The organism is Limnoraphis robusta CS-951, from assembly GCF_000972705.2.
In genome coordinates this window covers 1-12,040 of sequence record NZ_LATL02000321.1, presented here as the reverse complement: position 1 = coordinate 12,040, position 12,040 = coordinate 1, and the positions used below count along the sequence as shown (strand labels likewise).

At 39.9% G+C, this 12,040-nt stretch carries 9 protein-coding genes and 1 pseudogene; 7 read left to right on the top strand and 3 right to left on the bottom strand.

The window, feature by feature from the left end; all coding sequences use genetic code 11:
- Positions 1–71: 71 nt before the first annotated feature.
- Positions 72–278, bottom strand: a pseudogene (locus tag WN50_RS27080) (Asp-tRNA(Asn)/Glu-tRNA(Gln) amidotransferase subunit GatB); the annotation flags it as partial.
- A gap of 237 nt (positions 279–515) precedes the next feature.
- Here WN50_RS27080 and WN50_RS27075 point away from each other — a divergent pair.
- From WN50_RS27075 to WN50_RS27055, 5 genes are all read left to right on the top strand, one after another.
- Positions 516–1,112: a hypothetical protein gene (locus WN50_RS27075; protein ID WP_046278083.1), complete on the top strand. Its 597-nt coding sequence runs from the start codon at positions 516–518 to the stop codon at positions 1,110–1,112.
- Positions 1,113–1,134: 22 nt separating this feature from the next.
- Positions 1,135–3,768, top strand: coding sequence for a BON domain-containing protein (locus WN50_RS27070; RefSeq protein ID WP_049561321.1), 2,634 nt, complete (start codon positions 1,135–1,137; stop codon positions 3,766–3,768).
- Between the two features lie 2 nt (positions 3,769–3,770).
- On the top strand, positions 3,771–4,313 hold the full coding sequence (locus WN50_RS27065) for a Rab family GTPase (RefSeq protein ID WP_046278084.1): 543 nt from the start codon (positions 3,771–3,773) through the stop codon (positions 4,311–4,313).
- 69 nt (positions 4,314–4,382) lie between these two features.
- Positions 4,383–6,260 (top strand): sensor domain-containing diguanylate cyclase, encoded by a 1,878-nt coding sequence (locus tag WN50_RS27060; RefSeq protein WP_049561318.1) that lies wholly within the window; start codon positions 4,383–4,385, stop codon positions 6,258–6,260.
- Between the two features lie 188 nt (positions 6,261–6,448).
- Positions 6,449–7,543, top strand: coding sequence for a sensor domain-containing diguanylate cyclase (locus WN50_RS27055; protein ID WP_046278138.1), 1,095 nt, complete (start codon positions 6,449–6,451; stop codon positions 7,541–7,543).
- Positions 7,544–7,553: 10 nt separating this feature from the next.
- Here WN50_RS27055 and WN50_RS27050 read toward each other — a convergent pair whose 3' ends face one another.
- Positions 7,554–8,861, bottom strand: a complete 1,308-nt coding sequence (locus WN50_RS27050) for a TAXI family TRAP transporter solute-binding subunit (RefSeq protein WP_046278139.1) — start codon at positions 8,859–8,861, stop codon at positions 7,554–7,556.
- 145 nt (positions 8,862–9,006) lie between these two features.
- On the opposite strand from WN50_RS27050, the gene WN50_RS27045 reads away from it, so the two are divergent.
- On the top strand, positions 9,007–10,098 hold the full coding sequence (locus WN50_RS27045) for an isocitrate/isopropylmalate family dehydrogenase (RefSeq protein ID WP_046278140.1): 1,092 nt from the start codon (positions 9,007–9,009) through the stop codon (positions 10,096–10,098).
- 128 nt (positions 10,099–10,226) lie between these two features.
- Here the strand turns inward: WN50_RS27045 and WN50_RS27040 are convergent, their stop codons facing one another.
- Positions 10,227–10,931, bottom strand: coding sequence for an ATP-binding response regulator (locus WN50_RS27040; RefSeq protein ID WP_046278141.1), 705 nt, complete (start codon positions 10,929–10,931; stop codon positions 10,227–10,229).
- Positions 10,932–11,226: 295 nt separating this feature from the next.
- Here WN50_RS27040 and WN50_RS27035 point away from each other — a divergent pair, with 295 nt between their 5' ends.
- Positions 11,227–11,889, top strand: coding sequence for a DUF4349 domain-containing protein (locus tag WN50_RS27035; protein WP_082172575.1), 663 nt, complete (start codon positions 11,227–11,229; stop codon positions 11,887–11,889).
- Positions 11,890–12,040 lie beyond the last annotated feature (151 nt).

Genomic DNA, 12,040 nt, shown 5'->3' with positions numbered 1-12,040 from the left:
CCTGAACTTCCCGCCCAAAAACGTCATCGCTATGAAACCGAACTGGGATTATCCGCCTATGATACTCGTGTTTTAACCGCGTACTCTAACACTTTTTCGTTGAGGACAGGGAGAACTCCGGGGAGTCCCATGCAAATGGGATCAATATTGGTGTTGGGATCGGCACCAAAGGCAGTGGAAGAACTTGAGAAGATTTTGGTTTCTGTACTCAGTTGACAATGGGTTTCTAGTCCAATAATCACTTCGTATTCGGTTTTTACCGATGTAGCACTGGTCATAGATGGCATGAGGTTGAGAGAGGACTGGTTTTATTGTACCGCTCTACTGACTGTGGGTGTTGAGGGAAACCGATGTTGAGGTTGAGGAAATTCCGATTCTGAAACGGTTTAGACTGATAAAATTTGATTAGAGTCTGACTGACTGTGCAAGTTAAACTAAGATTAAACAGGTGAGTGTGCTAATTTGGATAGCAACTCAATTTAAACCCTTTGTCAAATTACAGGGACAAAAAACTCATGGCTGAAATATCTAAAGAAGAAATGCGGGAACGCCTGGGAAATATCGATCAAATTCGTGATATTTTGTTCGGAGGGCAAGCCCGAGAATACAATAATCGTTTTGAGCAATTGGAGTCAAATCTGTCTTTGATTCAACAAAATCTTCAGGATCGGATTGAACAAATGCGGATGGCGTTGTTGAGTGAACTTCAGATATCGGTAGATGTAGTTGAGAAAAAAATTAAAACTTTAACTCTCAGCACTCAGGAAGAAACGGCTGATATTCGCCATCAACTGGAGGGAACAAATCGCAAGTTTTCTCATAGTATTGATGCGATTCGAGACAATGTAGAAAATCAAACGAAGGCGATGAAGTCAGAAATCTCTCAATCTAGAGATAAGCTGCATGAGGAAATTCAAACGCTGAGAACTCAAGTTTTTGAGGAGTTAGAACGTCGTTTTGCTCATTTAAGTGAAGCAAAAGTCGCTCGGGGTGAAATGGCTGAAATTTTGTTTGAAGTGGGAATGAGACTGAAAAAAACGGAGTTTGTCCCGGCTTTGAAGGGAGCGACTGAAAAAGAAGTGAATGAGGATTATTTACTTCCTGAAGGATAACATCAATCGTTAGGATATCGTGATGGCAGTCTCAAGAAAAAAACCTAATTCTTCTTCGTTTGATTCCAGTGCATCTCCGGTTGATCAATCAAAGGCTTCAGAGGTAAAAGCGTTAGAGCCTTTACTGGAACTGTTGCTTGATTTACAAAGATCTCAGGGTCAAGTTTCAACATCTCCAGAATCGGATATTTTACCTCACTCGAATGAGTCTGAACAACCGAAAGAAAACCTCTCGTCAGATCAACCGTTAGGCTCCTCAAAACCAGATAAATCTGTTGAATCAAAAGGCTTTGAAGTTTTATTTGAGGCTGTTAATCCCTCTCCGACTAAACCTGCGGAAAAAACCGTAGAAAAGTCGGAGATTAATCAAAAATCAGAACCTTTATCTACTTCTGATCAAGTTAACTTTACTCAAGCCAATTCTCAAACGTTTAGAGAAACAGATCAGCCTAAATCAAAGCCATCAGAGAAGGAGATTGATCTAATTTCTCTGCAAACTTTGTTAGAAGTTCCCTCTGATGCGGTTGATGTCAGTTATTCGGTTGCTCCAATTGAAGCGGAAAAAACAGAGGAGAAGATCACCTCAACGGGTGAATCTAAGAGCGAATCTATTTCTGATGAAACATTCGATTTTTTAGAACAGTTACAGGGTTTAAGTGTTGAGTCTAGGGGGTCTGCTTCTGATGACTCATTGGAACAACTGCAAGATTTAATTTTTGGCTCGACACGCTCCGATTTTGAACAATTAAAACAGCAACTTTTTGAGTCTGATTTACCGGAAGTTCGTCAGTTACTTGAAAAAATTTCTACTCAGTTACAGTCTTTAGAGTATCAGATTTATGAACCGGAACAACTGATGCAGTTAATTCGTCCCTGGATTGCGGATATTTTGAGTCATAAAATTAATCATTCTAAAGAAGATGTGATTCAGGCTTTGAAGCCAATTATTGATGAGATTATTATCGCTAAATCTAGGGATAATAGAGAAAAAATGAGTGCAGCAATTGCCGATTTGATTCCCGAAGCGATTAAACATCAAATTCGCAATTCTCCCCAAGAAATTGCCCTAGCAATTGGGCCAGAAATTGGGGCGGCGATTCGAGAACAAATTCGGATAGATCGAGATGAAATTGTGGATGCTTTGGCGCCAACAATGGGTAAAGTGATTAAAGAACAGGTGAGTTTAGAGCGAGATTCGATGGTTGATGCGCTTTATCCTGTGATTGGAAGTACGATTACTCGCTATTTGGGTGAAGCGATTCGAGAAATTAATGATAAGGTTTCAAATGCTTTAAGTGTAGAGGGGATTAACCGCAAAATTCGAGCGAGAGTCCAGGGGGTTTCTGAGGCTGAATTGATTTTACAGGAAGTCATAAAATGTACAGTTCTAGCAGTATTTTTGATTCATAAAGGTTCAGGTTTGATTATTTCAGAGGTTCAGCAGTCTAATGAGGCTCAACTCGAATCGGAAATGTTGGCCGGAATGCTGACAGCGATTCGGAGTTTTGTCAATGATTGTATTGTACAAGCGGATGAAATTCAAGAACTTAATGAGATAGAATATGGGGATTCTAGAATTGTGATTGAAGTAGCTGGATATTGTTATCTAGCGGTGATTCTTAAAGGAGAAATTCGCAAGCATTTTCTCCAAAAAATTAGAAAAACGCTGATTAAAATCACTCAAAACTATGGAACTGTTATTGAGACGTTTGATGGCGATCCAGAAACCATTCCCCCTGAGATTAAAGCGGAGTTAGAAAAGCTGATGGAAGTGGGATCAAAGCAACAGCAAGGTAAATCTCCAAAAACTTTATTAGTTCTCAGTTGTGTGATTTTGGGTTCAGTTTTGATTCCTTTAGCCATTGTTCAATATCGCAATCATGTGATTCATCGCCTGGAAACTCAAGTGACTCAAGCTCTAGATTCTGAACCTGAATTAGCAATTTATCGTTTAGCGGTAGATGCTCAGGGTAATACCGTGATTTTGAATGGAAAACTACCGAATCAGCGATTACGAGAGAAAGCAGCAGCTATTGTGCAGCAAATTGTACCGAATTTTACGGTTGAGAATGATATTATAGCTGTTGAGGTTCCGGCTGATCCAGTGTTAGTTGAAGCTGAAGTTCAACGGATGACGGAGACTTTGAATCAAATGAATGGGATCTCGATTTCAACTCAGTATGAACCCGATCAAGTTAAAATTGCAGGAACCGTACTTCAGCAAATTGATCTGGAAAAAGTGACTCAAGCTTTCGAGAAAATTAAGGGGGTTAAGTCAGTTTTGACAACGGTACAAGTTGAACCTTTACCGATTGCAACCCGAATTTATTTTAATCTGAATTCTCCCAAATTTCACTCGGAAGATATGATTATTAAAATTTATCCGATCTCTCAATATTTGAAGCAATATCCAAATTTGGATGTTAAGATTGTGGGGTATACTCATTCAGCAGAAAAGTTGAAAAGAAATCCTAAGTTGGCGCTGAAGCGATCGCAAGCAGTACAAACGGCTTTAGAAAGTTATGGAATTGATCGCAGACGGATGACAGCAATCGGAAAAAATGAACCTCCACCTGGAGTTGAGGAAAATCACCCAGAATGGTTGAGTCGAGCTGTCATTTTTGAGATAATACCACGAGAAGATCTGGGTAAGTAGTCATGTCTGTAATTTCTAAAAAAATTTGTTTAGTAGGTGACTTTGGAGTGGGAAAAACAAGTTTAATTCGTCGGTTTGTAGATCGTCAGTTTAGTGATCAGTATCTCTCGACAGTCGGGGTAAAAATTTCTCGAAAACAAGTGGATTTAATGGCAACTGATACTCAATCTGAGCATTCAATTCAACTGTTAATTTGGGATTTAGAAGGTCATACAAAGTTTAAAGGAATTACGCCGAGTTATTTACAAGGGGCGAGTGGTGTGGTCGTAGTGGGGGATGTGACTCGTTCAGATACTTTGGATCATATTCCTGAACATATTGATTTATTTTTATCTGTTAATCCAAAAGGGTGGATTGTGATTGCGTTAAATAAAGTTGATTTGCTTGCTCCTGAAAGCCTGGAGGGATTAGTTCAGAGATCATTTGATTCAAAAAAAAATGAAAAAAATCGAATCTTATCAACTTATCAAACCTCGGCAAAAACAGGAGCCTATGTAGATGAAATCTTTCAGGTGTTATCTCATCAGTTTATTTCTAAGTTTTGATTCTAAAAAGAAAATGTATGAATTTATTTTTTTTAAGTTTTTAGTGAAAAGAGTTTGATAAATGAACCCATGAATGAGTTACTCAAAAATTTTTTCGCTCCACGTCAGATAGAATATGAATATATTGCTATAAATAATGACAGTATTATTGTCGAATTTTCTCTAAATGTTGGTCGATTTTCGGATTGTCCTACAAATGTTAAACATGGAAACGAGATTAGTCTGAGCTTTCCGGAGTTAATGGGACTTGAAGATATTTTTGACCAACTTTTGGAAGAAAAAATTAGTCACTTTGAGTTAAAAGGAATTGCCAGAAATTTAGAAACGACTTCTCCAGTATATTTTGATGTTTATCTTTTCAAAAATGAAGAGTTTACCTATTTAGATGGAGAAATTATTATTTTATTTGATGACAAGACTGAATGGATGATCAGAGAGCAAAAATACAGCCAGATTTACAAAGAATATGAACTCTCAGTCTCCCGACTCGAACAAGCGAACCATTATACGAATAAAATCATTCACTCGATGAATGATATGTTGTTAATTACAAACTCATCAGGAATTATTACTAAAGTTAATCAAGCGACTCAAAATATATTAGAGTATCGTGAAGATGAATTAATTAATCAATCGATCCTTCATGTTTTTTCTAAGCAACGTTCTAAAAATTCTGTTGATTTATCAGATTTTATCCTAGAAACCACTCATTCTGATAGTTTTGAAGTTGACTGTAAAACCCAAACCGGACGAGAGATTATTATCTCTTTTTCCTGTTCTATCTTTAGTCGAAATCCCTTTGAACGTCAAGAATTGCTTTGGATTGGGCGAGATATAACGAAACGCAAACAACTCGAACTGCAACTTCATCATCAGCTAGAACAAAATCGAATTTTGAGCGGGATGACTCAACGGATTCGTCAATCTTTAAGTCTAGAAAAAATTCTACAAACGACGGTTGCTGAAGTTAGACAACTCTTGAAAGCTGATGGAGTATTATTTTATCACATTATTTCTGAGCAGCAAGGAAATATTGTTGCTAATTCTTTTACTGCCAATTTAGCAAAGATTTTTCAAAATTTACCGAATGATGTTTTAATTCCTCAAAAATATTTATCATTGCTAGAACAAGGAATCATTAGTAGTATTGATGATATTAATCAAGCTAATCTCGAAGCAAATATCCAAATTTTTTGGCTTTTATTTGGGATAACTTCTGAGTTAATTATCCCGATTATTACTCAAGATTCGTCAACGGGTTCATGCCATAAAAATCACTTATGGGGTGTGTTAATTGCTTATCAGCTCAATCAAACTCGTCGTTGGGAAAAATGGGAAATTCTCTTGCTTGAACAATTGGCGACACCGATAGCCGTTGCGATTCAACAAGCGGAACTTTATGAGCAACTCAAAACCGCGAATCAAGAACTCGAAAAAATGGCAATGACCGATGGTTTAACTCGAGTTGCAAATCATCGTTTCTTTGAGGAAACATTACACAAAGAATGGAATCGCCTACAGCGAGAAGCGGCTCCTTTATCGCTGATTCTTTGTGATGTTGATTATTTTAAACGCTACAACGATACCTATGGTCATTTAGCCGGAGATAATAGCTTACAACAGGTTGCTGAGGCATTGCGAAAAACCGTGAAGCGATCAGGAGATTTAGTCGCCCGTTATGGAGGGGAAGAATTTGCGATCATTTTACCAAAAACGGATAAGGAAGGTGCTATTTTAGTCGCCGAAACAATTTGTGCTGAAGTGCGATCGCTGCAAATTCCCCATAAAAACTGTCCAGTTGAACCCTATATCACGATTAGCGTTGGGGTCGCCTGCCTGATTCCTGAGTCACCTTTTAGGCCAGAAACCTTAATTTTGCGAGCCGATCAAGCCCTCTACCAAGCCAAAACAAACGGACGCGATCGCGTTTTTGCAGCAGCCAATTAAAGCCTCAGTTGTGCAGACCAATTTTCAGGTTTGTTACAGATTTTTGTTGAGAAGGGTATCCGACCCCCCCAAAATGAGTTACAAATCTGTAAACGAGGTTAAACTAGAACTAAAAGCTAAAATCCGCCTGATCAACAGGTCAATCAATAGCCAAATCCAATCATTTGTTATTTGATCACATCTGGAGTATGAATAAATATGATTCATGGGAAACTCAATGCTATCTGCTCCAAGAGCGTGAGTCTGCACTGGGCAAAATTTCTGAGGCAATTTATAGAGGAGCAAGTCTCAAAGAAATTCTCGATAAAAGTGCAACTGATATTCAAAAAATTATCCGGGCTGATCGGGTTTTAATCTATCATCGGCCCATCGTAAATCTAGAAACCCTGCTTTCCGAAGCTCTATCTAGTCCTCAAATCATTAGCCTGAAAAACATTCTGTATAGTTCCTGGAACTCCGATAAAATTTTACACCAACTTCAGCAAGGAAAAGTTTGTAATCCTTCAGAAATTGATTCGTCAATTCATACCCAACAGTTGCAGCTTGGAATTGTATCTGAACTGATTGTGCCGATTTTAATCCACAATTGTCACTTAGAACAACCGGGTCAACCTCAACTTTGGGGAATGCTTGTGGTTCATCAATGTAGTCATCGATATTGGCAACCCTCAGAATTAGATTTTTTTACTCAAATTGCAACTCAAGTCGCCATTGCCATTCAACAAGCTCAATTATCTGCACAATTTCACGCGCTTCAAGACCAGTTAAAACAACAAAAAATTAAAGATGATCTCACTCAAATTTCTAATAATCGCTACTTTGATGAGATGCTCGAAATTGAGTGGAAACGATTACAACGGGAGTCATCCTCTATTTCTTTAATTCTCTGTGAAATTGATGGTTTAGAACATTACAATCAAACCTATGGAGATGCCGCCGGAGATTCCTGCTTGCAGTTGGTGGCGGCTGTTCTGCTCGAAACCGCTAAACGACCTGGGGATTTGGTCGCTCGTTATGATCAGCAAAAATTTGCCATTCTTTTACCGAATACTCATCTAGAAGGTGGGGTTAAAGTGGCGGAAGCCATTCGGACTCGGGTGAAATTATTACAGATTCCCCATCAAGGTTTTCCGATGAATTATTATGTGACCATCAGTTTAGGCGTTACCAGTACCTTACCGACTCCTATTCGAGAAGCTATAACTTTAATTGAACTGGCAAATAAAGCACTCAAACAAGCTAAAAAAGATGGCGATTGTGTTTTAGTTAGAGCTGATTTATGAGTCAACTATTTTAACTTAATGGTGATTTAAGGAGGTTTTGATTATCAGAAGATCGCAGTATATTTTCTTGATGACGAATGGAAGCGATCGCCACTTCCCAAGTAAACGTAAAAGATTGAAAAGATTCTGAGGAAATTCGATCTTTATCCAAATCAACAATCACTTCTTTAAAGATTGTAAATAATTGCCGACGAAGACTTTTTAATTCTTCAAGGGTTTGAGTCGAGTTAATTTGATCAATTAAGCTCAGAAGTTCTAAATTATAGAAATCTGCTCGATTTTTTTGTCGTCCTTTAAACCAAAGTCTAAATTGCCAAAGCGTAGAAATTCCCAACACAGAAGCTGAAAGCACAAACCCCATCGGTTCAGCATATTTTTCTAAAAATGAAGGTTCGTCTTGGTAATAGTAAGCTTTCGCTCCAGGATGAAAAGAAAACCAGAAATCTTTTAAAGATTCCGGTTGATGAATCATCGCGGCTTGCGGTGTTTTAGCCATTAATTCATTGCGAGATTCAAATAAAATTCGGGTCATTTCATAAATCACATCTTTATTGACATCTTTATGGGCAATTAAAACCGATCTCAGAGCAACAATCGGTAAATTTTTAGCCGGAATAGGAATCGAACCATTATAAGTTCCCCTGGGAATTTCACTGGCTTCTAAAGCGGGTTGAAACAGTTGTAGTGCAGCAGCTTGTTCTATGGGAATCAAACGGTTTTTTCCTGAACTCAGCAGTTGATTAATTCCGACATTTCCCAATGCAATCACCCGAAATAAAGCATCAACTTTTCCCTGATTGAGTAAAGTATAGGCTTGATCAGGAGGAACAGAAATCGTTTCAAAATCTCCAGGATTTAATCCATAATGCTGACTCAATACCCAAAATAAATTATAAGAACCGCTTCCTTTTGGCATCAAAGCAATCCGTTTTCCTTTGAGATCACTAACCAGGTTTATTTTTGATTGTTCAGTCGCGATCAAATGAAACATTTCCGGAAATAAAAAAGCAACCGCTTGAGTATCCGGTGGAATCGAGAGATCACTTTGAACCAGAGCTAAATCCGCTTTTTTACTTTGTAGTAAGTCTAGATTATTGCTGGAGCCATCCGTTTCAATCACATTAATTTTAATTCGGGGTTGGTGTTTAGAGAACACCTCGGAAAAGGCTTGAGAAAAAGCATAATATTCGCCATTCCTTGCCCCGGTCGCAATTGTTAAATGATCAACCGGATTAGAAGTTTTCCAGGAAAGTACGGCAAAGATAAGCACCATGAGAATGCTAATGCCAATCAGAGGAAAAGCCAGTTTGTTCAGCATACAACAAAAATTCTAGAAAATAGATGAACGCGATCAACGACTTCAATCGGGAATTGAATGTAATCTTCAAATTTCTTGAGCAGACTAGCAATTTGCATAACTTTAGTGATATCTTAAGTACGATCCTAAGTCAATTCCTGTGCTGATGAGCGAACATATCCCCAATCTCGTCGTCATGCACGGCGATCAAACCGGAGAAGAATTACTCGCTGAAGCCTTGCGCGTCCTCAACCCCTCCGTGATTCGCCAGCCCTTGAACTTTCTTGATTTTGATCTGAGTTTAGAAAATCGCCGAGCCACTAACAATCAAGTCGTTCATCAAGCAGCCCTTACTGCTTCTGAAAGCCGACTGGCCCTGAAAGCGGCTACGATTACCCCGGAAATTCCCGGCGATGTCGGCAGTCCTAACGCCATTTTACGCTCGGCATTGCAGGCGAAAGTGATTTTACGCATTGGCCGACGAATTCCCAGTATTCGCCCCATTGGCGGAGTCTATGCACCGATTGCCATTGTCCGTATGGCGGTTGATGACGCTTACGGGGCCAAAGAGTGGCGGGAGTCTGGGGAAAATGGAGATGAAATCGCCTTCCGCACTTCAAAAATTTCTCGTCTCACCTGTCGGGCGGTGGCTGAATTTACCTTCCAATACGCCCGTCGTGTCGGTGCGAAGGTGTTTGGTGGCCCCAAATTTACCGTTAGTCCCCTGTATGAGGGGATGTTTAAGGAAGAATTGGATGCGGCGTCTCAACGTTATCCCGATGTTGCTTATCAACCGTTGTTGATTGATGCCACTTTTGCCTTACTCTTACAAACCAGTGGGGAGGCGTTGGTGATTCCAGCATTGAACCGCGATGGAGACTTGCTTTCTGATATGGTACTGCAAATGTATGGCAGTATAGCAGGTTCAGAGAGTATCGTCTTGGGGTTTGATCAAACAGCAACTCAAGTGACAACCGTGATGGCGGAAGCCCCACATGGTACCGCTCCGGCTTTGTTTGGGAAAAATATTGCCAATCCGATGGCGATGATTTTGGCGGGGGCGGCGTTGTTGGTTTATGTAGGAACTCCCGAGGCGGAACGGGCTTCTCGGGCTATCTATGAGAGTGTGTTTGAAACGCTACACGAGGGTAAAGCCACTCCCGATTTAGGGGGTCAGATGATGATGAGTGACTTTACAGATGAGGTGATTCGTCGAGTCGAATCCAAATTAGAGGTTTGGTCAGCTTTGAATCGATAAAACTTAATGATTTAGGGAGACAGTTAACAGTCTTGTAGGGGCGGGTTCCCCATTGATTTATGTATCTAAGCGATAACTAATATAAACCCGCCCTTCAAAGTAACCATCTCCCCATCTCCCTATACCTTTTAACCCCAACGCAGAGGTTTGGTTTCTGAAGTTGTTTGTTCCGGTTTAATGTTGCAAATTTGTTTCAAAATTTCCAGTTCTCGATTACATTCCTCTTGTAAAATTTTTAGATAACGTTTTTGTCTTTCTTTCAGTTTTAGGGGATCGACTTGAGAAGATGGCGTCATGTTCAGCAGTTTAACCGCCATTTGAATCGTCGAAAGCGGAGCGCGTAAATCTTCAGAGAGTTGGGTGAGCAGTTCTTCTTTAGAATGACTTATTTCTTCTAAAGCTTGAATTTTTTCCTTTAGTTTTTGAGAATAAGCTAGTTCTTGATTATATTGTGATAAATAATGTTCCTGCTTTTTGAGTCTGGTTTTAACGCCTTCAAGCAGTTCGCTGGTGGTAAAGGGTTTTGTAATATAATCATCCGCTCCTAATTCCATTCCGATACGTTGATCCTGACGTTCAGTTTTAGCCGTTATAAAAATGAAGGGAATATTTGCTGTCGCTGAATCTTGTTGTAATTCATATAAAACGCTATAACCATCGAGATCAGGCATCATAATATCACAGATGATTAAATCCGGCTGAAGCTCTTTAGCGAGCTGTAAACCTTCATTTCCATCTTCCGCCCCTATCCCTTCAAACTTTTCAATCGTTAACAGTTCCAGTATACTGATTCTAATCGGTTGATCATCTTCAATCACCAGTATTTTTTTCATCGTCATCCCCCTAAAATTGTAATTGTGTGTCGTTTTTGCTTGTTGATTCCCGACGACTCTCGGCAATTTCTCGTAAAGCTGATTGTTATAGCATTCTACCAACTCCGGAAGAATACCTAAATTTTAACCTGACTCGGGAAAGCTGTCCTCTATTTTTACAATCTGTATTGGAGAAAACACCGAGTAGAGGATGAAACGCTTGAGCAAATATCACTAGGGTTAAATTCAACTTTGGATCATCCGGAGTCAATGGGGTTGGCATTGAAGCTTGATCGCGTTAGTTAAAAATCGTTATATGAATCACCATTACAGCAGAACTCGTTTTTTCTGGGCGTTGCTATCAATTATCTCTCTTTCCAGTTGCGCTTCCGCCCCTCAAAACTTTTCGGGCGAGTCTGGGAGTTCCCCTCAGTTAGAAGTCGCTCCTCAAATCGCAGATATCGCTCCTGCGCCCCCTGCGATCTCTCCGCCCTCTTCCCCTCCTCCTGACGCTGTTCCTCAAAAACAGCCCCAACTGATCAAACGCGCCCAGCTCACTCTGGTTGTACAATCTTTAGATGAGATTATGCCATCGGTAACGGTTCTGGTTCAACGACAACAGGGCGACATCCTTAGATTTGAAGATCGTCAATCCCAAAGCGGTTCCAGCCGTCAGACTGCTTTTCTAGAGTTGCGGGTTCCTCAAAACAAACTTGAATCTACCCTTGATGCTTTAACTCAACTCGGAACGGTTGAAAATCGCATGATTACCGCAGAAGATGTTTCTGATCAATTAGTCGATACTCAGGCGCGACTGCGAAATCTTCGCAAGTCTGAAGAAATGGTTTTAAAAATTATGGAACGTTCCGGTTCTGTTGGGGAAGTGCTACAAGTTTCTAACGAACTGATTGACATACTCCCCATTTCTAAAGAAAGGGGATTCTCCAAGCCTCACGGCTTTGGATTACTGATTCATTGACAACCCTTACAGCAAGCTAGTTTCCTAACCTACTCCAGAGGGGTGAGTCTCCCCAGTCGTTCATCCCATTTCAGAGATAGTTTCGGTATGCCCTACCGTACTTGAGAAAAAAATGCTTTGTTCTCTGTACTTGGTGCTTTAAGGTTTTATA

Bases quoted from the DNA above. Each gene is read 5' to 3' on its own strand.
- WN50_RS27040 (WP_046278141.1), bottom strand. From the start codon at position 10,931: ATGAAAAAAATACTGGTGATTGAAGATGATCAACCGATTAGAATCAGT.
- WN50_RS27070 (WP_049561321.1), top strand. From the start codon at position 1,135: ATGGCAGTCTCAAGAAAAAAACCTAATTCTTCTTCGTTTGATTCCAGT.
- WN50_RS27065 (WP_046278084.1), top strand. From the start codon at position 3,771: ATGTCTGTAATTTCTAAAAAAATTTGTTTAGTAGGTGACTTTGGAGTG.
- WN50_RS27045 (WP_046278140.1), top strand. From the start codon at position 9,007: ATGAGCGAACATATCCCCAATCTCGTCGTCATGCACGGCGATCAAACC.
- WN50_RS27055 (WP_046278138.1), top strand. From the start codon at position 6,449: ATGAATAAATATGATTCATGGGAAACTCAATGCTATCTGCTCCAAGAG.
- WN50_RS27075 (WP_046278083.1), top strand. From the start codon at position 516: ATGGCTGAAATATCTAAAGAAGAAATGCGGGAACGCCTGGGAAATATC.
- WN50_RS27060 (WP_049561318.1), top strand. From the start codon at position 4,383: ATGAATGAGTTACTCAAAAATTTTTTCGCTCCACGTCAGATAGAATAT.
- WN50_RS27035 (WP_082172575.1), top strand. From the start codon at position 11,227: ATGAATCACCATTACAGCAGAACTCGTTTTTTCTGGGCGTTGCTATCA.
- WN50_RS27050 (WP_046278139.1), bottom strand. From the start codon at position 8,861: ATGCTGAACAAACTGGCTTTTCCTCTGATTGGCATTAGCATTCTCATG.